At 65.9% G+C, this 22110-nt stretch carries 24 protein-coding genes; 3 read left to right on the top strand and 21 right to left on the bottom strand.

Annotation, left to right across the window (positions count from 1 at the left end; genetic code table 11):
- The first annotated feature begins 10 nt into the window (after positions 1–10).
- The gene (locus tag AAHM44_RS11920) at positions 11–457 is read left to right on the top strand and encodes a surface-adhesin E family protein (RefSeq protein WP_269574446.1); all 447 of its coding nucleotides are present in this window, start codon (positions 11–13) and stop codon (positions 455–457) included.
- A gap of 10 nt (positions 458–467) precedes the next feature.
- Here AAHM44_RS11920 and AAHM44_RS11915 read toward each other — a convergent pair whose 3' ends face one another.
- Positions 468–815 (bottom strand): ArsC family reductase, encoded by a 348-nt coding sequence (locus tag AAHM44_RS11915; RefSeq protein WP_342250093.1) that lies wholly within the window; start codon positions 813–815, stop codon positions 468–470.
- A 70-nt stretch (positions 816–885) separates the two neighbouring features.
- Here AAHM44_RS11915 and AAHM44_RS11910 point away from each other — a divergent pair, with 70 nt between their 5' ends.
- Positions 886–1296 carry a DUF1801 domain-containing protein gene (locus AAHM44_RS11910; RefSeq protein WP_342250092.1) on the top strand — a complete coding sequence of 137 codons (411 nt, stop codon included), beginning with the start codon at positions 886–888 and terminating at the stop codon, positions 1294–1296.
- 204 nt (positions 1297–1500) lie between these two features.
- On the opposite strand, the gene AAHM44_RS11905 is transcribed toward AAHM44_RS11910, so the two are convergent.
- The 20 genes from AAHM44_RS11905 to rplO all read right to left on the bottom strand — a co-directional run bounded on the left by AAHM44_RS11905 (position 1501) and on the right by rplO (position 20251).
- Positions 1501–1911: a GNAT family acetyltransferase gene (locus AAHM44_RS11905; protein ID WP_269574443.1), complete on the bottom strand. Its 411-nt coding sequence runs from the start codon at positions 1909–1911 to the stop codon at positions 1501–1503.
- On the bottom strand, positions 1908–2162 hold the full coding sequence (locus tag AAHM44_RS11900) for a CBU_0592 family membrane protein (protein WP_184169594.1): 255 nt from the start codon (positions 2160–2162) through the stop codon (positions 1908–1910). Before AAHM44_RS11900 ends, AAHM44_RS11905 begins: the two co-directional genes overlap by 4 nt.
- Positions 2159–2791, bottom strand: a complete 633-nt coding sequence (locus AAHM44_RS11895; protein ID WP_269574442.1) for a hypothetical protein — start codon at positions 2789–2791, stop codon at positions 2159–2161. Before AAHM44_RS11895 ends, AAHM44_RS11900 begins: the two co-directional genes overlap by 4 nt.
- A 56-nt stretch (positions 2792–2847) precedes the next feature.
- On the bottom strand, positions 2848–3420 hold the full coding sequence (locus AAHM44_RS11890) for a DNA-3-methyladenine glycosylase I (RefSeq protein ID WP_269574441.1): 573 nt from the start codon (positions 3418–3420) through the stop codon (positions 2848–2850).
- On the bottom strand, positions 3417–4595 hold the full coding sequence (locus AAHM44_RS11885) for a winged helix-turn-helix domain-containing protein (protein ID WP_269574440.1): 1179 nt from the start codon (positions 4593–4595) through the stop codon (positions 3417–3419). The genes AAHM44_RS11890 and AAHM44_RS11885 overlap by 4 nt, the downstream gene beginning before the upstream one ends.
- Before the next feature lie 50 nt (positions 4596–4645).
- Positions 4646–6202, bottom strand: a complete 1557-nt coding sequence (gene guaA, locus AAHM44_RS11880; RefSeq protein WP_269574439.1) for a glutamine-hydrolyzing GMP synthase — start codon at positions 6200–6202, stop codon at positions 4646–4648.
- Positions 6203–6282: 80 nt separating this feature from the next.
- Complete coding sequence (locus AAHM44_RS11875) at positions 6283–6885, bottom strand: hypothetical protein (RefSeq protein WP_269574438.1); 603 nt, start codon at positions 6883–6885, stop codon at positions 6283–6285.
- Between the two features lie 66 nt (positions 6886–6951).
- A complete protein-coding gene (locus AAHM44_RS11870; protein ID WP_342250091.1) occupies positions 6952–7722 on the bottom strand; it encodes a hypothetical protein in 771 nt (256 codons plus the stop codon).
- A 133-nt stretch (positions 7723–7855) separates the two neighbouring features.
- A complete protein-coding gene (locus AAHM44_RS11865) occupies positions 7856–9994 on the bottom strand; it encodes a prolyl oligopeptidase family serine peptidase (protein WP_342250090.1) in 2139 nt (712 codons plus the stop codon).
- A gap of 297 nt (positions 9995–10291) precedes the next feature.
- Positions 10292–10714, bottom strand: coding sequence for a 50S ribosomal protein L17 (gene rplQ / locus AAHM44_RS11860; protein WP_184169824.1), 423 nt, complete (start codon positions 10712–10714; stop codon positions 10292–10294).
- Between the two features lie 171 nt (positions 10715–10885).
- Positions 10886–11488, bottom strand: a complete 603-nt coding sequence (locus AAHM44_RS11855; RefSeq protein WP_342250089.1) for a hypothetical protein — start codon at positions 11486–11488, stop codon at positions 10886–10888.
- A 595-nt stretch (positions 11489–12083) separates the two neighbouring features.
- Positions 12084–13157, bottom strand: coding sequence for a DNA-directed RNA polymerase subunit alpha (locus AAHM44_RS11850; RefSeq protein WP_184169829.1), 1074 nt, complete (start codon positions 13155–13157; stop codon positions 12084–12086).
- Between the two features lie 101 nt (positions 13158–13258).
- Entirely contained in the window at positions 13259–13648 is a 390-nt protein-coding gene (gene rpsK, locus AAHM44_RS11845) for a 30S ribosomal protein S11 (protein ID WP_010545745.1), read from the bottom strand.
- Positions 13649–13663: 15 nt separating this feature from the next.
- Complete coding sequence (gene rpsM / locus AAHM44_RS11840; RefSeq protein WP_184169832.1) at positions 13664–14032, bottom strand: 30S ribosomal protein S13; 369 nt, start codon at positions 14030–14032, stop codon at positions 13664–13666.
- Positions 14033–14438: 406 nt separating this feature from the next.
- Positions 14439–15125, bottom strand: coding sequence for a response regulator transcription factor (locus AAHM44_RS11835; RefSeq protein WP_342250088.1), 687 nt, complete (start codon positions 15123–15125; stop codon positions 14439–14441).
- Positions 15126–15628: 503 nt separating this feature from the next.
- A complete protein-coding gene (locus tag AAHM44_RS11830) occupies positions 15629–16144 on the bottom strand; it encodes an SRPBCC family protein (RefSeq protein ID WP_342250087.1) in 516 nt (171 codons plus the stop codon).
- A gap of 28 nt (positions 16145–16172) precedes the next feature.
- Positions 16173–17189 carry a polysaccharide deacetylase family protein gene (locus tag AAHM44_RS11825; RefSeq protein ID WP_342250086.1) on the bottom strand — a complete coding sequence of 339 codons (1017 nt, stop codon included), beginning with the start codon at positions 17187–17189 and terminating at the stop codon, positions 16173–16175.
- A gap of 289 nt (positions 17190–17478) precedes the next feature.
- Complete coding sequence (locus tag AAHM44_RS11820) at positions 17479–18132, bottom strand: adenylate kinase (protein ID WP_269574431.1); 654 nt, start codon at positions 18130–18132, stop codon at positions 17479–17481.
- Positions 18133–18171: 39 nt separating this feature from the next.
- On the bottom strand, positions 18172–19533 hold the full coding sequence (secY, locus tag AAHM44_RS11815; protein ID WP_184169846.1) for a preprotein translocase subunit SecY: 1362 nt from the start codon (positions 19531–19533) through the stop codon (positions 18172–18174).
- A 166-nt stretch (positions 19534–19699) separates the two neighbouring features.
- Positions 19700–20251 carry a 50S ribosomal protein L15 gene (gene rplO / locus AAHM44_RS11810; protein WP_184169849.1) on the bottom strand — a complete coding sequence of 184 codons (552 nt, stop codon included), beginning with the start codon at positions 20249–20251 and terminating at the stop codon, positions 19700–19702.
- 166 nt (positions 20252–20417) lie between these two features.
- Between rplO and AAHM44_RS11805 the strand changes: the two genes are divergently transcribed.
- Complete coding sequence (locus tag AAHM44_RS11805) at positions 20418–22109, top strand: ATP-binding protein (RefSeq protein ID WP_269574430.1); 1692 nt, start codon at positions 20418–20420, stop codon at positions 22107–22109.
- Position 22110 lies beyond the last annotated feature (1 nt).

Below are 22110 nucleotides of genomic sequence, written 5' to 3'. Positions count from 1 at the left end.
GGGAATCAGGATGCGTCTCGCACTGCTCGCGCTTGCCGCGCTCGTTACACCGCATGCGGCCTCGGCCCAGTCCTGGCGCCTCGCCGCCTATTCGAACCAGGCGCCGCAAATGGCCTATTTCGTCGACGTCGATTCGGTGCGCCGCAATGGCAACGTCGTGACGTTCAAGCAGCAGACCATCTACGAGACGACCAGCCCGACGCGCGACTTCGACCGCTCGATGCTCACCCGCCAGGCCGACTGCTCGGCGATGACCTCGTTCATGCGCGACAGCAGCTTCTATGTGCGCGGCACCTATCTGGACACCGAGGCCGGCCCCAGCGACCCGACGCTCGCCAAGCCGGGCACCGTGCTGCTGACCATGCTCAACACGGTGTGCGGCCGCGGCGACTATTTCTCGCCGGTGGTCGCCAATCCGGAAATCTGGGTGCTGGAGAAGTTCCGCAAGGGCTTTTGAGCCTCAGCCCTTACAGCAATGTCCGCGCGTAGATCTCCGGCTTGAAGCCGACCAGCACACCGCCCGGATATTCGAGCACCGGCCGCTTGATCATCGAAGGCTGGGCCAGCATCAGCGCCGCCGCCTTGCCGGCATCGATTCCCTCGCGATCGGCATCGGGCAGCTTGCGGAAGGTGGTGCCGGCCCGGTTGAGCAGCACTTCCCAGCCGACCATCCCGCTCCAGCGCGCCAGCTGCGCGGCATCCACGCCCTGCGTCTTGTAGTCGTGAAAGGCGAACGGGATGCCATGCTCGTCGAGCCAGGTCCGCGCCTTCTTGATCGTGTCGCAATTCTTGATGCCGTACATGGTGATGGTCATTGCGCGCTTTCCTGATCGGGTCTGATATCCCCATATTGCCTGGACCAGGGAGCACAAGCGGAGGTGCGGCATGCGCGACGTAAAGCTGCTGGCGGGCGGCAACCCGCAGATCCCCAAGGGCGAGGGCGATGCGCCGGTGCAGGCCTATCTCGCCGCGATGCCGGGCTGGAAGCAGCGGATCGGACGCACGGTCGATGCCCTGGTCACGGCCACCCTGCCCGGCGTGCGCAAGGCCGTGAAGTGGAACTCGCCCTTCTATGGCGCGGCGGACCAGGAAGGCTGGTTCCTGTCGTTCCATTGCTTCGACCGCTATGTGAAGCTGACCTTCTTCCGCGGGACCTCGCTCGATCCGGTGCCGCCGGGGCCGTCGAAGCAGAAGGATGTGCGGTATCTCGACATCCGCGAGGAGGATGCGATCGACGAGGCGCTGCTGGCGGCGTGGTGCCGGCAGGCGAGCGCTTTGCCGGGGGAGAGGCTGTAGGATGTAGCCTGTGCTCTCCCCGTCATCCCCGCGAAGGCGGGGATCCATTGTCGCTGAAGAGAATGAGACTCACGCCGGCCAGCCAGAATGGATCCCCGCCTTCGCGGGGATGACAGAGGTAGGTGCGAGGACAGAGGTAGGCGCGAGGACAGAGGTAGGTGCGAGGACGGAGGTAAGTGTGGGAATGACGAAGGGTAGGTTTTCCTAGTCCTTCAGGAACCGCCCCAGCGTGACCACGCCCTGCGGCTCCAGCCCCAGCGCGGCGTAGAAGTCCAGCGCCTCGGCATTGGTGTCGCGCACCATCAGCTGGATCTTGGGGCAGCCGCGGGCGCGCAGCCAGTCTTCCGCCGCCGACATCAGCTGCCGGCCGAGACCGGTGCGGCGGGCGCTTTCCGCCACGGCGAGATAATAGACCCAGCCGCGATGGCCATCGTCGCCGATCATCACGCTGCCGATAACCCCGCCCTCGCCTTCCGCGAGCAGCACGGTCGAGGTCTCGCCTGCCAGCGCCCGGGCAAAATCCTGCGCGGGATCGTTCCAGGGCCGGGTGAGCCCGCAGGCATGCCACAGCGCGATCACCGCATCGGCATCCGCGATCAGAGCTTCGCGGATCATGCCGGCTTCCGGGCGATGCGCCACAACGTCACGCCGCCGATCAGCAGCCACACCACGTTGAGCGCGGCCGAGGGAATCGCGCCGTTCCAGCCGCTGTTGACGATGAAGCAGGCCGCGCCGGCGACGTTCATCCATTGATAGAGGCGCGACTGGCCGGTCACCTTGCCCGAGGAGAGCAGCAGATAGGCCACGAGGATCAGTCCGGCGCCGGTCCAGCCGACGACCTCGATCAGCACCCGCTCGACAGTCATCGCGCGATGCAGGTCGTGCCGGCCCAGAGATTGGTGACCTTGCCATCGGGCGCGGGCGTGCTGAGCAGGCCGGAAAGCCCGCCCATCATGAATTCATTGCCGATCGAGGTCTCGCCGACATCGACTGCGCTGCCGGACGCTTCCAACTCCTTGCGGGTAGTGCCGATGCCGACGCCATTGCCGGTGGTGAACTTGCCGTTCTCGCGCCCGTCCAGATCCCAGCCGGCGAACTTGCCGTCGTCGAAATAGAGCGACAGGCCGTTGCGGAAGGCGGCATAGCCCAGCGCGCCGGCGCCGCAATCCTGGTTGACGGCTTCCTCGATCGGGCTGCCCAGCGCGGCGCTGATCATCTTCACCGCTTCCGCCTTGGCCATGCCGAATCCGACATGGCGCGAAGAGCCATTGGGCAAGACCAGGGTCAGTTCGTCCGGCGCGAGATTGAGGCCCACCCCGGCCGCTTCCTCGCTGGCATTGGCGATATTCACCTCGGGCGGCGCGGAGGGGACGATGATCTCGGCCTCGTTCGCCGCGGCGTTGTTGGCGACGGGCTTCTCCGCCTCGGGCGAGCAGGCGGCGAGCAGCCCCAGCGCGGTGAGCGCGGCCGGCAGCAGCTTGATCGTCATCGTCATTCCCCCATCCCGATACAGGGCCATTGTCCCATTATCGCCGGTCGCCCGCAATGATTTCAGGCAAGCGCGGCGACGGGTTCGCGGCGAAAACAGCCGAGTTGATGATCGTTGACCAGCCCGACTGCCTGCATCCAGGCATAGACGATCGTCGGGCCGACGAACTTGAAGCCGCGGCGCTTCAATTCCTTCGAGATCTCTTCGGACAATGGCGTGGTCGCGACGAAGCCGTGGCCGGGGCGCTGGATCGGCTTGCCGTCCACGAACGCCCAGCAGAACGCGGCGAAATCCTCGCCGCGATCGCGCATCTCGCACCAGATCTGCGCGCCCCGGATCGTCGCCTCGATCTTGGCGCGGGCGCGGACGATGCCGGGATTGGCCATCAACCGCTCGACATCCCCGGGCCCGAAGGCTGCGACCTTCACCGGATCGAAGCCGGCAAAGGCTTCGCGGAATGCCTCACGCTTGCGCAGGATGACGATCCAGGCGAGCCCGGCCTGGAAACCTTCCAGCATCAGCGTTTCCCACAGCTCGCGGGAATCGCGGACGGGCACGCCCCATTCGGCATCGTGATAAATGCGATTGAGCGGATCGCCGGCCGCCCAGGCGCAGCGCTGCGGTTCGTCGGTCATTGGCTTCCCCTGATTGTCTCTCCGATTCGCACCTCGCCGAGCCCGAGCCAGCCGGCCATGCGCGCCAGCTCGACCGCCAGCCGCTCGAGCGTGTCGGCCGGCGCGTCCGGCTCCAGCGTGATCCGATGGGCGAGCAGCCGCCCGGCCTGACGATCGGCCTTGAGGTCGACGCGCGCGGTCAACGCCTCGTCCTGCAGGAAGGGCAGCACGAAATAGCCGTGCGTGCGCTTGTCGGCAGGGACGTAGATCTCGATCCGGTAGCGGAAGCCGAACAGCCTTTCGGTACGGCTTCGTTCCCAGATCAGCGGATCGAAGGGCGCGAGCAGCGCATCGCCGCGCACCCGGCGGGGCAGTTTCGCATCGCGGTGGAGCCAGGCCTTCTGGCTCCAGCCCTGCACCGCCACCGGGACCAGCACGCCTTCCTCCTCCAGCTCTGGGATGGCGTGGTTCGCTTCCTCGGGCTTCAAGCGGAAATAGTCGCGCAGATCGGTCGCGGTGGCGACGCCGAGCGCGCGGGCGCTGCGCTCGATCAGCGCGCGCTGGGCGGTGGCGGCATCGGGCGTAGGCAGATCGAAGACGGCGCGGGGGATCACCCGCTCGCTCAGGTCATAGACGCGCTCGAAACTGCCGCGCCGCGTCGCCGTGGTGATCTGGCCGGACCAGAACAGCCATTCGAGCGCGAGCTTGGCTTCGCTCCACTCCCACCAGCCGCTCTTGCTGCTGCCATTCTCGAAATCGGAAGCGGCCAGCGGCCCTTCCGCGGCGATGCGGTCGAGCACCGCCTTCGCCTCATGATTGCGCTCCTGCGCGAACAGGCGGAGATGACGCCAGCCGATCTCGCCGCGCTCGGCCCGGGCCATGCGCCAGCGGAAATGGGGGTGAAGGTCGATCGGCAGCAGCGAGGCTTCGTGCGCCCAATATTCGAACAGCCGGCGGCTGCGCTTCGGGCCCCAGGCATCGCGCTCGAGCAGCATGCGATCATAGCTGCCGAGCCGGGAGAAGGCGGGCAGATAATGCATCCGCGCCAGCACGTTGACGCTGTCGATCTGGTGGAGCCCCAGCCGCTCGACCGTGCGGCGGAGGTGCGGCGCGCCCACCGTTTCCGGATGGCGCGCGCCGAAACCCTGGGCCGCGAGGAAGATGCGACGCGCCTGCTTCAACGATAGGCTCGTCACTATTCCCCCTCCAGGCACTCGCGGAACATAACGAGTACCTTAGCGGGTTTTTATTCCCACTCAATCGTGCCGGGCGGCTTCGACGTATAGTCGTAGGTTACCCGGTTCACGCCGCGCACTTCGTTGACGATGCGGGTCGAGACGCGGGGCAGGAAGCCGGCAGGGAACTCGAAGGCCTCGGCGGTCATGCCGTCGATCGAAGTGACCGCACGCAGCGCCAGCACCGAATCATAGGTGCGGCCATCGCCCATCACGCCGACCGACCGGACCGGCGTCAGCACCGCGAAGGCCTGCCAGATCGTGTCGTAGAGACCGGCGTTGCGGATCTCCTCGAGATAGATCGCGTCGGCCTTGCGCAGGATGTCGCAGCGCTCCTTGGTGACTTCGCCCGGGATGCGGATGGCGAGGCCCGGCCCCGGAAAGGGGTGACGGCCGACGAACGCCTGGGGCAGGCCCAGCTCGCGGCCGAGCGCACGGACTTCGTCCTTGAACAGCTCGCGCAGCGGCTCGACGAGCTTCATGTTCATCCGCTCGGGCAGGCCGCCGACATTGTGGTGGCTCTTGATCGTCACCGACGGGCCGCCGGTGAAGCTGACGCTCTCGATCACGTCCGGATAGAGCGTGCCCTGGGCAAGGAAATCGGCGCCGCCGATCTTCTTCGCCTCTTCCTCGAACACGTCGATGAAGGTCTTGCCGATGAACTTGCGCTTGGCCTCGGGATCGGTGACCCCGGCCAGGCCGTTCAGGAACAGCGCCTCGGCGTCCACATGGACGAGCGGGATATTGTAGCTGTTGCGGAACAGGCTGACGACCTGCTCGGCCTCGCCCGAGCGCATCAGGCCGTGATCGACGAACACGCAGGTCAGCTGGTCGCCGATCGCCTCGTGGATCAGCACCGCGGCAACCGCGCTGTCGACACCGCCCGACAGGCCGCAGATCACCTTGCCGCTGCCGACCTGGGCGCGGATCTCGTTGATCTTGGTCTGGCGGAACTCGGCCATCGTCCAGTCGCCGGTCAGGCCGCAGACATGGCGGACGAAGTTGGCGAGCAGCTTGGCGCCGTCGGGCGTGTGGACCACTTCGGGGTGGAACTGCATCGCATAGTAGCGACGGTCGTCATCGGCGATCACCGCGAAGGGCGCGCCCGAGCTGTGGGCGACCGGGCGGAAGCCGGGGGCGAGGTTGGTCACCTTGTCGCCATGGCTCATCCACACCTGGTGGGTCTCGCCTTCGTGCCACATGCCGTCGAACAGCACGCAGCCATCGTCGATGTCGATGAAGGCACGGCCGAACTCGCCGCTGTCGCCCAGCTGCACCGTGCCGCCGAGCTGGTGCATCATCACCTGCTGGCCGTAGCAGATACCGAGCACCGGCAGGCCGGAGTCGAAGATCTCCTGCGGCACGCGCGGGCTGCCGTCTTCGAGCACCGAGGCCGGCGATCCCGAGAGGATGATGCCCTTGGGCTTCATCCGGGCGAACGCCTCTCCGGCGGTGGTGAAGGGAGCGATCTCGCTATAGACCCCCGCCTCGCGCACGCGGCGCGCGATCAGCTGGGTTACCTGGCTGCCGAAATCGACGATGAGGATGGAATCTGCATGCTGGTCCATGCCCAGCGCGCTTAGCCAGAAGCAGCGCCGGGGGGAAGGCCGGGCGCGAGATTATTCTTCGCGCCCTCCCCCGTTCCGCTTCAGAGCGACTGCAGCCCCTCGATCGTCACGATCGGATCGCTGCCCCGGCGCAGCGCGCAGCGGAAGCCGTGGCTCTGCTTCGTGGTGTCGCGGTAGCTGGCGGCGAGCTCGACCTGACCCTTGATCACCCAGCTCTTGCCGTTCCACACCGTGCTGGTGACGTTCGAGACGCGGGCGAGCCGGGCATAGCGCTCGCCAAGGCTCTCGGCTTCCATCGCGCAGCGATCCGCCGCGGCGTCTTCGTCGTACAGCCCGTCGAAGCGCGCCGAATCGGGTGCCGGCATCTCGGCGATGGGACCGCTGCCCGGCTGGGGTGCCTCGCCATAGCGGCTGTCGGCGACGGGGCCGGTATCGATCGGCACGCGATCCTCGGGGGGAGGCGCGTCCTCGAGCGCCTCGACCGGGCGCGGCTTCTTCTTGCCGCTGGAGACGAGCGCGAGCAGGCCGCCGACCACGAGCCCGCCGACGATCGCGTCGCCGACATCGAACTTGTCCTCGTGATGCTTGCGCTCGGGGCGCCAGCGCTGGGCCTGGGCGGGCATCGCCATGCCGACGATCGCAACCACGGCGATCGCGCCGCCTCCGAGCTTCAGAACACCCATCGCCGCCTCCGTTACTTTTGTGGAACGAAATCTAAATCCACCAATCTGTCAGGTGGCTGAATGACATCAATTAGGACGCGGGTGGCGCAACACGACCAACCTGGTGATTTCAACATGCAGCGAGCCACCCGAGACTTGCCAGACCCTGGCTTCGACATCGTCCTTGCCGACGAACCTGTAGCAGGTCGCCCCTTCCTCCGTCGCGCAATTCCACATGCTTTCGAGCGGGCGCGCGACGAATGCCGACAATGCTTCGACGCAGGAGCCGGTGGCAGTATCGCAGCGGGGGAGTTTCCCGGCCTGCGCTTCGGCTGCCGCACGCCGGAGCAGGGCATGGCCTTCGCGTGCCGCCTCCTCGCTCACCGCGCGGAAGAAGCGCGGATCGTCCTGCCCAAGCTTCGCGCAGGGGCCGTTCCATTTGTCGTCGAACACGTCTCCCCGCTCTTCCGGCAGCAAGGAGAGCACCAGGAACCGCTTGCTGCTCTCCAGACCATAGGCACGCATTGGCGTGACCGCGTCGGCATCGCGCAGCAGGCCCTGCGTCGGCGCCAGCTTCATCACCACCACATCCATACGACAGAGGCCGGAAGTGCCGAACGCACCGGCGGGATAGGGTGTGGTGACGAGGCGCTCGCCCGTGAGCGGCTGGGTTGGCTGCGTCGGGCTGCGGCGATCGGCCTTGCGGAAGAGGCCCCATAGCTGGTCCCGCAACTGCGCGTCGGTGATCGAGGGATCCTGCTGCCGGACTTTTGCCTTGGAGATAGTCTGCTGGGCACTTGCCGGCACCGGCAACATCAGCGCTGCCAGCACCAACATCGCATAGGCCCGAATACGCATCACCCCTCCCGAACACCGGCTCTGCCCAGACATAGGAGCCGTGCCCATCGGGCGATATCGAATGTTCGGCATTCGCGCCGAATTGGATGCGAACGCGGCGCCATCCCAAAGTCAGGAGGGCGCCGCGTGCCGGTTACCTGCTCTTGATCTCCAGCCCGGTCCACTTGGCCGTGAAGGCATAGAGGTCGGAAGCTTCCTCGATGATCTTGTCGGTCGGCTTGCCGGCGCCGTGGCCGGCGCGCGTCTCGATGCGCACGAGATGCGGCTTGTCACCGATATCCGCATGCTGGATCGCGGCCGTGTACTTGAACGTGTGCCCCGGCACGACGCGGTCGTCGGTATCCGCCGTGGTCGCCAGGATCGCCGGATAGGCTACGCCCGACTTAACATTGTGGTACGGCGAATAGGCATAGAGCGTCTTGAAATCGGCTTCCTTCGACGGATAGCCATAATCATCGACCCAGTAGCGCCCGGCCGTGAACCGGTCGAAGCGCAGCATGTCCATCACGCCCACCGCCGGCAGTGCCGCGGCGAACAGGTCGGGGCGCTGGTTGACCACCGCGCCCACCAGAAGCCCACCGTTCGAGCCGCCCTGGATCGCCAGCTGGTTCTTGCCGGTGATGCCTTCCTTGATGAGATACTCGCCCGCGCCGATGAAATCGTCGAACACGTTCTGCTTGTTCGCCAGGCGCCCGCCGTCATGCCACGCCTTGCCATACTCGCCGCCGCCACGGATGTTGGCGAGGACGAACACGCCGCCCTGCTCCATCCAGGCGATCCGCGAGGCGGAGAAGCTGGGCGTGTACGAGACGTTGAAGCCGCCATAACCCCAGAGCAGGGTAGGCGCCGGGCCGGTGGTGGTCTTCTTGCGGACGATGAACATCGGCACCTTGGTGCCGTCCTTCGACGCGAAGAAGCGCTGCTCTACCTTATAGTCCTCCGGCTTGAACAGCAGCTTGGGCTGGGCCCAGGGCGTGCTGGCGCCGGTCGCCATGTCGTAGCGGTAAATGGTGGTCGGCTCGTTGAAGCTCGTGAAGGCGTAGAAAGTCTCGGGATCGTCCGGCTCGCCGCCAAAGCCCGATGCGGTGCCGACGCCCGGCAGCTTGACCGCGCCCAGCGCCTTGCCGTCCAGGGTGAAACGGCGCACTTCGGTCTTGGCGTCGACCAGATAGCTGGTGACCAGCTTGCCACCGACGATCGCGGCGCCTTCCAGCGTCGCCTTGTCCTCGGGGACCAGATCGGTGGTGGCGAGGTCGGCGGAAGCCACGTCCATCGTCACGATCTTGTGCTTCGGGGCGCCCTTGTTGGTAACCCAGTAGAACTTGCTGCCGATATTGCCGGCCAGACCCCAGCTGTTCTCCAGCGCGGGGATCAGCACCCGCGGCTTCATCGCCGGATCCTTCAGGTCGATCAGCGAGATCCGGTACCGATCATCGGTGCCCTCGCTGGTGGTGACCACCATCCAGCGGCCGTCATCGGTTACCTGGGCATAGTGGCTCCACTTGGGATGGTCCGGCGTCTCGTAGACCAGCCTGTCCTCGCTCTCGGCCGTGCCGAGCTTGTGGAAATAGACCTTGTGGTTCTCGTTCAGCGCCTGGAACTTGGCATCGGCGGCCACATCCGGATAGCGCGAATAATAGAAGCCGCTGCCGTCCTTCGCCCAGGAGGCGCTCAGCGTGAACTTCATGCCATGGACGGTGTCGGGCAGTTCCTTGCCGGTGGCGACATCGAGCACCTTGGCGAAGCGCCAGTCGGTGCCGCCGTCCTGCACGGCGTAGAGCAGATACTTGCCATCGTCCGAAGGCGCCCATTCGGAAAGTGCCGTGGCGCCATCCTTCGACCAGCCATTGGGATCGATCAGCACGCGGCCCTGGCCATCCAGCGTATCGCGCACGAACAGCACCGCCTGGTTCTGCAGGCCGCTATTGTGCATGTAGAAATAGCGGCCGCCCTTCTTCTGCGGCGCGCCGAACCGCTCATAGTCGAACAGCTGCTTGATCCGCGCCTTGAACCAGTCGCGCCCGGGCAGCGTGGCGAGATAGGCGCCCGTCACCTTGTTCTCGGCATCGACCCATGCGGCGACTTCCTTGTCGTTGCGCACGTCATTCTCGAGCCAGCGATACGGATCGGCGACCTTCACCCCGAACTGTTCCTCCACCACATCGACGCGGCGGGTTTCGGGATAGGCAGGCTTGGTCACTTTGGTCTCCGGCTGGGTCTGGGCGAATGCGGGGGTGGCAAGGAGCAACGGCAGGATGAGAGCGCGGCGCAAGGGAACCTCCGATTGGGGGGAATGCGTCCTAGGCTAACGCCCCGCCGCGATCGCTCAAGCGAAACCGACCACCGACGTCTCCGAAACGGCCCAGATCAGCGCGCCCAGCACCGGCGCGAGCGCCATGCCGGCCGAAAGCCAGGCGCTCATGTTGGATTGGGAATGGTTCCTGTTCATTCCCCGGATATGGGGATCGGAACGCCTGCGGAAGGAGTGCAGGAAAACTTGTGGGGCTGAAACGAAAAGGGCGGCCGCACTTGGTGCGACCGCCCTTCCCTATCTCGATATCGAGGCCGATCAGGCGACGGCGTCGAAGTCGTCGTCGACGAGGACCGGACCCGAGTCCTGGCCCTTGGCCGAGACGTCGCGGTCGACGAACTCGATGATCGCCATCGGCGACGCGTCCGAAGCGCGCGGGCCGGTCTTGATGATGCGGGTGTAGCCGCCGTTGCGGTCGGCATAGCGCGACGCCAGGACGTCGAACAGCTTCACCAGCTGCGCATCGTCGAGCAGGCGGGCATGCGCCAGACGACGGTTCGACAGGCCACCCTTCTTGGCGAGGGTGATCAGCTTTTCGACGTAGGGGCGCAGTTCCTTCGCCTTGGCGAGGGTGGTGGTGATCTGCTCGTGCTTGATCAGAGCGGCGCTCTGGTTGCGGAACAGGGCCGCACGATGGGCCGAGGTACGCTGCAGCTTACGGCCGCCAACGCGATGACGCATTGTCTTCTTCCTTCAGTTCGTCTGGGGGCCGTTTCAGGTACCCCAAGCCAGGCGGTGCTAATCGGGCCACCGCCCAAAACCCGTGTGCGAATTTCGCGAAGGGGCGCCCAAAGCGGATTCGGGGCCGAGAGTCAAGGGCGGGGACGAAACTCCGCCCGCAAAAGGCCGTCGCTAGCTCGTCGACTTCGCCGCTCCGACCGGTGCCAGCACCTTAATCTCATATACCCGGTCAATGTAGAGATAGAAGAAGAACATAGAGGCGACGAGAACGAACAGCCCAATGATCGACGAGCTGATCTCGACCCCGTCGAAGCCGAATTTCAGCCTGCTCATTCCAGCCGGGGCCACGGGATTCTCCCCGGAAACTCCGCCAGCTTCGGAGGTACCTCCCCCATCATTGCCGGTTCCAGTCGGCCCGCTCTTTCGGAATTGCAGATAACTCATATAGATACCGCTCAGGACGGTCAGCATCACGAAGATGCCGATGACGATATCGGTCACGCTCTGCTTGTAGAACGAAAACATGCGGTGCTGGTCTTCCTTGACCGCCTGGTCGATCTGCGCCCGGCGATACCGCAAATCCTCCGCATAGAGCGCTGTCGTGATGCGAGCGCGCTCTGCATCCTCCTTCGATACCACTGGCGGCGGTTCGCCCTCTTGCGCACGCACCGGCATCGTGGCGGTACACGATATCGCCAACGCCAGCGCAGGCCCGAGCCACTTCACTCCCGTCAAGGCCGCCTTGGCCTGCAGACTTGTCGATCCGGTAGCCATTCCCCTCCCCTTGCAGCACAAGCGCCAGGCGTGCTCGAATTGCGCAGATCGGCCTGGGTTCCCTGCCCGACCTGCGTGCAGCCGCTGCACGCCAGCAGAAACGGGATGAGCGTTCGGCGCATCACTTTCTGCGGAGCGTCAGGGAGTAGCGCCGGACCTTGCACGTAGCGGTGACGGGATCCCATTCACGGCCCTGCGCCGCACAAAGGCCGGCTGCGGACAATGTCGGCCGCGGCAACGCCGGCAGCGGCGCAGAGCCCTGGGTCCCACCGCCGATGGTGCTGGCGTTGCAGCCCACGCAATTGGGCAGATTCCGCAGACCACGTACAAGATCACCGGGAAGAGCCCGCCCCGTCTCGCCCCGCACCTGCGCAGCCGCGGCACCACTGGACGCCAGCAAGGTGATTGCTGCAATCAGGCGAATGCCCTGACCGAACACGGCTCAGCCCTCCCCCATATTCAGGCACGCATTTCTATCAGAAGCCATGCGCCCGGAACAGCGCCGGGGCGGAGATCCAACGATAATGAAGCAAATAGCAAAAAGGGCCGCCACAAGGGCGACCCTTTCCGATGTCTATTCAGGAAGTAACGGGCCTTAGCCCATGATTTCCTGCTCGAGCTTCTTGGCCATCTCTTCGATGTTCTCAGGCGGCCAGCCCGGGATTTCCATGCCGAGACGGAGACCCATCGACGACAGGACTTCCTTGATCTCGTTGAGCGACTTGCGGCCGAAGTTCGGCGTGCGCAGCATCTCGGCTTCGGTCTTCTGGACCAGATCGCCGATATAGATGATGTTGTCGTTCTTGAGGCAGTTGGCCGAGCGGACCGAAAGCTCCAGCTCGTCGACCTTCTTCAGCAGGTAACGGTTGATCTGCGACGCGTCGCCCGAACCGGTGTCCGCAGCGCCGCCGGCAGCCGGAGCGGCCATGCCGATCGGAGCCGAGCGGGTGATCGCCGAATCGTCGAAGTGGACGAACAGCGCCAGCTGGTCCTGGAGGATGCGCGCGGCATAGGCCACGGCGTCTTCCGGGGTGATCGTGCCATCGGTCTCGATCGACAGCGTGAGCTTGTCGTAGTCGAGCTCCTGGCCGACGCGGGTGTTCTCGACCTTGTACGAAACCTGGCGAACCGGGCTGTACAGCGCGTCGATCGGGATCAGGCCGATCGGAGCATCCGCCGGACGGTTCGACGCGGCGGGGACATAGCCCTTACCGGTGTCGGCGGTCAGCTCCATGTTGAGCGTCGCGCCGTCGTCGAGGTGGCAGATGACGAGATCGGGGTTCATCACCTCGATGTCGCCCGAGACGGCGATGTCGCCGGCCTTCACCTCAGCCGGGCCGGTGGCCGAAAGCTGGAGGCGCTTCGGGCCTTCGCCCTGCATCTTGAGCGCGATCTGCTTCACGTTGAGGACGATGTCCGTCACGTCCTCGCGCACGCCTGCCAGCGAGCTGAACTCGTGGAGGACGTTCTCGATCTTGATCGAGGTGACCGCGGCACCCTGCAGCGAAGAGAGCAGCACGCGGCGCAGCGCGTTGCCGAGCGTCAGGCCGAAACCACGCTCCAGCGGCTCCGCTACGAAGGTCGACTTGCGCTTGGGATCGCCACCGGGCTTCTTCTCGAGGCCGTTGGGCTTCTTGAGTTCCTGCCAGTTCTTAGCGTTGACCGACACGGGCTTTCCTCATGTTGGGCAGGCTGGGGTGTGCCTGCCAGAAATATACTGCAAAGGCCGCGGGCCCACCCCTGGGCCCACGGCGAACGCAGGGTTGCCGCTTAGACGCGACGACGCTTCGACGGACGAACGCCGTTGTGCGGGATCGGCGTCACGTCACGGATCGACGTGATCTGGAAGCCGACCGCCTGCAGCGCACGAAGCGCCGACTCACGGCCCGAACCCGGACCCTTCACTTCCACCTCGAGGGTGCGCACGCCGTGCTCGGCAGCCTTGCGGCCTGCGTCCTCGGCGGCGACCTGGGCAGCGTACGGGGTCGACTTGCGCGAGCCCTTGAAGCCCATCATGCCGGCCGACGACCACGAGATGGCGTTGCCCTGAGCATCCGTGATGGTGATCATGGTGTTGTTGAAGCTGGCGTTCACATGGGCGACGCCGGCGGTGATGTTCTTGCGTTCGCGACGGCGAATGCGCTGCGGTTCACGTGCCATTGTTAGAGCCCTCCCTTACTTCTTCTTGCCGGCGATCGGCTTGGCCTTGCCCTTGCGGGTGCGCGCATTGGTGTGCGTGCGCTGGCCACGGACCGGGAGGCCCTTACGATGACGGAGGCCGCGATAGCAGGCCAGGTCCATCAGACGCTTGATGTTCATCGCGGTCTGGCGACGCAGATCGCCTTCCACGGTGTAGCCGGCGTCGATCGCTTCGCGGATCTGCAGCACTTCCTGGTCCGAAAGGTCCTGGACGCGGCGCTCGGCGGCGATGTTCAGCTTGGCGGTGATCTCCTTGGCCTTGGCCGCGCCAATGCCGTGGATATACTGCAGCGCGATAACGACGCGCTTGTTGGTCGGGATGTTTACACCCGCAATACGTGCCATGGAATTTGTTCTCCCAGCTCCACGGGGTGCCGCATGGCAGCTCACACCCCATCTCGTAGCGTTTACTCCCGAAATGCAGTGGCACGACGAACACGCCTAGGCGCCGCCGTGATACCGATCTTTCGGAAGATGCGCGACATATGCGTCCGCCCACGCTGAGTCAAGCGCTGCGGGAAAGGCTTTCGCCGGAACGCGGTTCATACACCATCCCGCCCCCCTCGCCAAGCAGTCCACTCGATCCCCTCCGGGCCGGTATATTCAACCGGGCGGTTGAACGATTCATTGAATCTCTTGATACTCCACGCATACGCGCAAAGCGCCGCCCCTCTCCTTCCAGAGAGCAGGCGAAATCCTATTTTGCAAGGCGAAGAATCCTCCCCTCCCTTCCAGGGAGGGGGGTCAGGACTCACACCGCGGCGAGCCGATATCCCGCCCCGCGCACCGTGTGGAGGATCGGCGGCTCGCTCTCCTCGAGCTTGCGGCGCAGGCGGCCGATATGGACGTCGACGACGTTCGAGCCCGGATCGAAACGGCAGTTCCACACATGCTCGAGCATCATCGTGCGGGTGACGACCTCGCCGGCGTGGCGGGCGAGATACTCGAGCAGGTGGAATTCGCGCGCGACCAGCGGCACCGGGCGACCGGCGCGGACCACGGTACGACTGAGCAGATCGATATCGAGATCGCCGACGATGATCCGCGTCGCCTTGGCATCCGATTCGGCACGATCGGCGCGGCGCAGCAGCGCGGCGATGCGCGCGCGCAGCTCGGCAAAGGAAAAGGGCTTGGCCAGATAATCGTCGGCGCCGGCGGCCAGGCCGCCGACCTTGTCGTCGACCGTGCCGAGCGCGGAGAGCATGATTGCCGGAGTGCGCAGGCCCTGGCGGCGCAGCGCATCGAGCATTGCCAGCCCGTCGATGCCGGGAAGCATGCGATCGAAGATCCAGAGATCGAAACGCCCCTGCCCGGCGCGGGCAAGGCCGGCATGGCCATCGACGCAGATTTCGATTTCGAAACCAGCCTCGCCGAGGCCCTTGGCAATCAGCTCGGCAGCGGCCGCATCATCCTCGACGATCAGGATCTGGTGGGTCACTTCCATCCTCCGCACCCCCGCAAAGGGCTGCCGGCAAGAGGGTGGCCGGCGAACAAGGGGGTGTCCGCCGGCCGAGACGTCGATGCCAGGGCAGCATCGGCGACTTCAATACGCAGCACGATTTCCGAAAGCTCTTCCCGGCAGGCCCTGGTCCGACAGGGGCAATCGCCGGAGCGGAGCCGCGGCGAAGATCACGGGACGGATCCGCCGGGCCGGGAAGAGCAACCGGGGAAACCGTGTGCGGTTACCTCTGATGCGTGGTCGGCGGGGGCTGCCGGCCATGGGCTCCTGATAGCCGCCGACCCCGCCTCCGGCGGTGACCGGGGCATGACAAAACCGTAATGTTGGGGATCTCGGGAGCACACATGACCAAAGCTGATCCCCGGCGAAGGCCGGCGCCGAGTTGCAATGTCGCTCGAGAGGTTCGCGCGACTCACCGGTCGCGCCGAGACTGGCCCCCGGCCTTCGCCGGGGATCAGCAAGTCGCTTGCACGCCGGGCACCCTATTTTTCCGCCGCAGCCTTCAGCCCGGCGACCTGACCCGCGAGGACGCCGTCCACCGGCGCGGCGATCCGGCCAAGCCCGGGCGCACCGGCCACGGCGTAGGTGAAGACGACCGCCGTCGACTTGCCGTCCGCCCCGGGCGTCAGCGTCACCGTCATCACCGCGCTGGCCGGCATTGCCTGGAGCGGACCGAGACCGCCGCTCAGACGCAGCATCTCGCCGGGCGCCGCATAGACGACCCGCATATGCTCGACCCCACCGCCCTTGGGCAGCTTCTCGCACCAGCAGCCGCCGGGGCGCGGATCGAGCGACAGGTTCGCGGCGCTGCCCGACCAGGTGTGATCCTTGTTCCACCAGAGTGATGGCGCGACCAGCGTCGCCCAGACCTTGGCGGCGGGCGCGGCGACCGTAAGCTTCTCGGTGACGGTGAAGCTGGTTTCGGTGGACGCCGTGACTTCGGCGGCAGCGGGCGACGCAGCAACGAGTGCCAGGGCGACGAGCGAATGAGCCTTCATGTTCCCCTCCCACGATGTGGCGGGGCGATCATAGCGCGCAGAGCAGTATTCCAGAAGCTGCGGCGACACGGCGCGGAATCCCGGTTTCGACCCGGTCCGCAAGCGTTCGCGCCAGCGAGAGATAATGCAGCGTGCCGTCCAGATACGCCTGGAAGCTGGCCATCGGCACATGCTGCGCATCGACGAACCGGCGCAGCGCATAGGGGTTCGCCCCCGGCGCGTTGAGCCCTTCGGAAACCAGCGTGGCCGACCGGACCCCGCTGGCCGCGAGCAGGGCGGGCGCCGAAGGGTGAAAAGTGCCGCTGGGATAGCAGAAATGCTCGGCGGCCGCCCCGCCGGTGGCGGCGCCCAACGCGGCGCGGTTCGCCTCGATCTCGGGCACCAGCTGCCCGATACGCCCGGCGACATCGATATGGCGGTGGGTGTGGAGCTGGATGTCGAGCCCGCGGGCATGCGCGTCGGCCAGCGCGTCCTGTCCCATCAGGTGGAACTGGCGGCAGGCGAGCCAAGCCTCCCCTACCCCCAGCGCCCGGCCAAAGGCACGCAGCGCATCGAGCCGATCGGCCTCGGGCAGCGCCTCGATCCGACGGATCGTCGCGGCACGGTTCTGGTCCGTCCGGCCCGAGGCGGCGACCAGATAGTCGACCGCGACATTCACCACCGGCAGGTCGCGCTCGGCATACCAGGTAGTGGCGTAGAGCGTTGCCGGCAGGCGGTGCGCCTCGAGCACCGGCAGCATGTGACTGTGGGTGGAGGCCCAGCCATCGTCGATCGTGAGGACCACCGCGCCGGGCGGCAAGCGATTGGCCGCAAGCCGCTCGACCGCCTCGCCGAGCGGCAACACCGGGCGCCCCGAGCGGGCGAGCCGGGCCATGCGATCGGCGAACAGCGCGGGCGTCATGAACAGGCAATTGCCATGCGGGGCGCCGGGAGCCAGCCACAGGCCGTGATAGCAGAGGATGCGCAGCTGCGACGCGGTGGCGCGGCGGGCGAGCGCGGACAGTCCGGCAAGGCCGGCGAGCTTCAATGCGGCGCGCTTGGGCATGATTACGATCCCCCACCCGGCGGGCCGCCGGAGCAGGGGAAGCGTGTCACTGCAGGTTTAAGCAGGGGTTAGGGCAACAATATATTACAATGGGTTGGACTTCAGTTCCCCGGCGAAGGCCGGGGCCCAGTTGCAATGTCGGCCGAGAGCTCCGACCGCCCTAACCAACTGCGCCGAGACTGGGCCCCGGCCTTCGCCGGGGAACTGCCAGTAGTTAGGCCGAAACGGAAAAAGGCCGGGCATCATGCCCGGCCTTTTCCAATTCCCGGCCCCTCACACGGAGGGGTACTCAGGCCTTGGCGTCGAGGATCGCGTCGATCTGCGCGCCGACCTCGGCGATGTCGGCCATGCCGTCGACCTTCCGCACCAGGCCCTTGGCCTCGTAGAAGGGCAGGATCGGCGCGGTCTTGGCGCGATACTCGGCCATGCGGGTGCGCACGGTCTCGGCATTGTCGTCCGGACGGCGCTTGAACTCGTGATGACCGCACACGTCGCAAGTGCCCTCGACCTTGGGCAGCTTGAACTTGTCGTGATAGCCCTCACCGCAGTTCGCGCAGGTGAAGCGCCCCTCGACACGCTCGACCAGCGCATCCTCGTTCACTTCGAGCTCGATCACGAAATCGAGCTTGCGGCCACGCTCCGAAAGCAGCGCGTCGAGCGATTCCGCCTGGGCGGCGGTGCGCGGATAGCCATCGAAGATCGCGCCGTTCAGCGTGTCTTCCATGTCGAGGCGCTCGCCGATGATCCCCGAGACGATCGCGTCCGACACCAGTTCGCCGGCATCCATCACGGCCTTGGCCTGGAGCCCGACGGGCGAACCCGCCTTGACCGCGGCGCGCAGCATGTCCCCAGTGGAAAGCTGCACCATGCCGCGCTCTTGCTCGAGCCGCTTCGCCTGGGTGCCCTTGCCGGCTCCCGGCGGGCCCAACAGGATGATATTCACTAAGCCTATCCCCTCAGTATCGGCCAGTATGGGTCGCGCTTAACGCGCGCGACCCTTGAGCTTCGCCTTCTTGATCAGATCGCCATACTGGTGCGCCAGCAGGTGCGACTGGATCTGCGTCACCGTGTCCATCGTCACGTTGACGACGATGAGCAGGCTGGTGCCGCCCATCAGGAACGGAATGCTCATCGACGAGAACACCGCTTCAGGAACGAGGCAGATGATCGTCAGATAGGCAGCGCCGATCACGGTGATGCGGGTGAGCACGTAATCGAAGTACAGCTCGGTGTTCTTGCCGGGGCGGATGCCCGGGATGAACCCGCCATAGCGCTTCAGGTTCTCGGCGGTCTCCTCCGGATTGAACACCACGGCGGTGTAGAAGAAGGAGAAGAAGACGATGCCGAGGCCGTAGAGCGTCATGTACACCGGCGAGCCGTGGCGCAGCCAGGTGTTCAGGTTGATGATCAGGTCGCTCCACCAGTTCTCGCCCGCGGTCATGTTGCCGGCGAACTGGGTGACGGTCAGCGGCAGCAGCAGCAGCGACGAGGCGAAGATCGGCGGGATCACGCCGGCGGTGTTCAGCTTGAGCGGCAGGTGGCTGCGCTCGGCCTGGACGCCGCGCGCGGTCTGGCGCTTCGGATACTGGATCAGGATGCGGCGCTGGGCACGCTCCATGAAGCAGATGAACAGCACCAGCGCGGCAACGCCGACGATGATGAAGATCAGGCGCAGCGGATCGATCGAGCCGGTGCGGCCGCTCTCGAACAGCTGGACAAGCGTGGTGGGCAGGCGGGCAACGATGCCGGCCATGATGATCAGCGAGATGCCGTTGCCGATGCCACGATTGGTGATCTGCTCACCGATCCACATCAGGAACATGGTGCCGCCGATCAGCGAGACCACCGCGCCGATGCGGAAGATGAAGCCCGGTTCGACGACCGGCTGCAGCCCCTGGCTTGCACCGAAGGTCTCGAGGCCGACGGCGATGAAATAGCCCTGCACCGCGGTCAGCGCCACCGTGCCGTAGCGGGTGTACTGGTTGAGGCGCTTGCGGCCGCTCTCGCCTTCCTTCTTGATCGCGTTGAGCTGCGGCGACAGCGACGTCGCCAGCTGCACCACGATCGAGGCGGTGATGTAGGGCATCACGCCGAGCGCGACGATCGACATGCGGTTGAGCGCGCCGCCGGTGAAGTTGTTGAAGAAGTCGAGCACGCCGCCCTGGGTCTGCTGCGCGAGCAGGTTGAGCTGGGTGGGGTCGACGCCCGGCAGGGGCACGTAGCTCAGCATGCGGAAGACGATCAGCGCGCCGAGGGTGAACCACAGACGCTTCTTGAGATCGGTCGCCTTGGCGAACTTCGCCAGGTTGATGCTGGAAGCAAGTTGATCGGAGGCGGAGGCCATAATGTATTAGGTCCCGGAAACAGAAACGGCGGATGAGCGTTTCCGCCCTCCGCCGCTCATATAGGGTGTCCAACCCTTTGGGCAATCTGTCCCTGCCCACAGGCTGGGGACAAGTTGCGGAACGGCGTATGCTGGGCCCCGGCGCGACGGCCGGGGAGCAGCAGTTTTACGCCTTGGCGGCAGCCTTCTTGGCTTCCTTGTCCGCGGCGCGCGTCTTCTGCACGACGCGATACTTGGCCTTGGCCTTCTCGGCGGCCGGCACGATCTCGGGGATCGTCACGGTGCCACCGGCCTTCTGGACCGCCTCGATCGCGCCCTTCGACGCGCCGGCAACGGTGAAGTTCAGCTTGGCCTTGAGCTCGCCCTTGCCGAGCAGGCGCACGCCGTCCTTGCCGCCACGGGTCAGGCCCGCCGCGTTCAGCTCGGCCTGGGTCAGGTCGGTCGCGGTCAGCTTGCCCGAGTCGATCGCCTTCTGGATCGCGCCCAGGTTCACCTCGGCATAGTCCTTGGCGAAGATATTGTTGAAGCCGCGCTTCGGGATGCGCATGTGGAGCGGCATCTGACCGCCCTCGAACCCGTTGATCGAGACACCCTCACGGCTTTTCTGACCCTTGACGCCGCGGCCGCCGGTCTTGCCCTTGCCCGAGCCGATGCCGCGGCCGACGCGGATCTTGCGGTGGCGGGCGCCCTGGTTGTCGGTGAGTTCGTTAAGCTTCATGATATGCACTCGCTTTCGCTTTTGTCGCGCGTTGAAAGGAAGCGGGGCCCATAGCGGCGCAGGCCGGACTTGTCACCCCTGTTTTCACCGGACTAGCCAGCATCGGGGCCGGGCCGTAGGAAATCGGGCTTGCCGCCCATCCGGCCGGCAGATCACGGTGCAGGCGATGAAGAGTTTCTGGGCCATTTTGCGTCAGCCCGCCGCACGGATCGTGGTGGCGGCCGCCCTGTCCTTCGTCATCATCTCGTGGATCGCGGTCATCTGGCAGATTCGCGAGGACGCGGCCACCGCCATCCAGTCCGCCTCCCGGGAGAATCGCAGCCGCGTCGTCGCATTCGAGCAATATGTTCGGCGCACGCTCGAACTGGCGGACCTGGCCACCGAGTATCTCGGCGAGCGCTATGGCGGCCGGATCGACCAGGGCGACAGCACCCGGCCCAACCTGATCACCCTGCCCAGCTATTTCCGCCCGATGATCACCGGCGCGGAGATCGCCGATCGCGACGGCAATATCCGCTTCACCACCAAGCCTACCGGCCCGATCAACGTGAAGGACAAGCGGGTGTTTCGCGAGTTGCTGGCGGCCCCAGGCATCGCCCGCGCGATCTCCAATCCCAGCGAAGCGCTCAATTCCAAGGGGGCCGTGCTGCTGATCGCCCGTTCGTGGCGCGATGCGAAGGGGGCGTTCGCCGGCGCCGTGGCGGTCGATATCCCGACGGACCGGTTCGTCGATTTCAACGCCGGCCTGCGCTACCGGCCCGACGACCTGATCTCGATCATCTCGCTGCGCGGCATGACGCTGGCACGCCGTGAGGGCGAAACCGTCAGCTGGGGCCAGGACCTCAAGGGCAAGGAGGTGATGCGGCAGCAGATGGCCCACCCCGATGGCGAATATTGGGGTCCAAGCGCGATCGACGGCAAGCGCCGGCTGTTCAGCCACCAGCGGCTGGCCAGCTACCCGATCTTCGTCACCTCGGGCATTGGCGAGCATGATATCCTCGGCCCGGCACAGCAGCGCGCCCGCTGGTTCCTGGTGCTGGTCAGCGCGCTGACCCTGGTCGTCGGGGCGCTGCTCGCGCTCTATTTCCGCCACGTCCTCAAGCAGCAGCAGGCGCGACGCCGTTTCGACGTGATCCGCGACGAGTTCGCCCACAGCGCGCGGGTCTCGTCGCTGAGCGAGATGGCCGGCGGGCTGGCGCATGAGCTCAACCAGCCCCTGGCCGCCGCATCGAACTTCCTCTCGGTCGGCGAGCTGATGCTGAAGGGCGACGGCAGCCGCGAGGCGGCGCTGCTCCAGGTCCGCCAGGCACGCAGCCAGATCACCCGCGCCGGGGACATCATCCGCCGCATCCGCGACTATCTGGCCAAGGGCAGCGCCGACCTGCGCATCGAAGCGATCGACGATGTGATCAACGATGCCATCGAGCTGGCACGCGGGGCCAAGGTCGCCCCTTCGGCGCGGATCACCTACTCCAGCGCCCAGCCCGCCGCGCGGGCGCTGATCGACCGGGTCCAGATCCAGCAGGTCCTGGTCAACCTGATCCGCAATGCCGAGGAAGCCATGGCCTCGCTTCCGCCCGAGCAGCGCGCGATCCGGATCAGCTGCGCGGTCGCCTCGGACGAATTCCTGCGCATCTGCGTGGAGGATACCGGCCCCGGCATCCCCGACGCGGTGTTCGGCAAGTTCAACATGCCTTTCATCTCGACCAAGGCCGACAAGGGCCTGGGCATCGGCCTGTCGATCTGCCGCAGCATCATCGAAGTGCATGGCGGCGAGTTCAAGGCGGAGAACCTGACCCGCGGCGCGATGATCTGCTTCACGGTACCGAGGGATCCGACGCTGATGGCGGTTGCCTGAG

Origin of the sequence: Sphingomonas sp. OTU376, assembly GCF_038440415.1 — a bacterium.
In the GTDB taxonomy this organism is placed as follows: Bacteria; Pseudomonadota; Alphaproteobacteria; order Sphingomonadales; family Sphingomonadaceae; genus Sphingomonas; species Sphingomonas kyeonggiensis_A.
The sequence above is the reverse complement of the archived record's forward strand: the minus strand, read 5'-3'. Positions and strand labels throughout refer to the sequence as shown.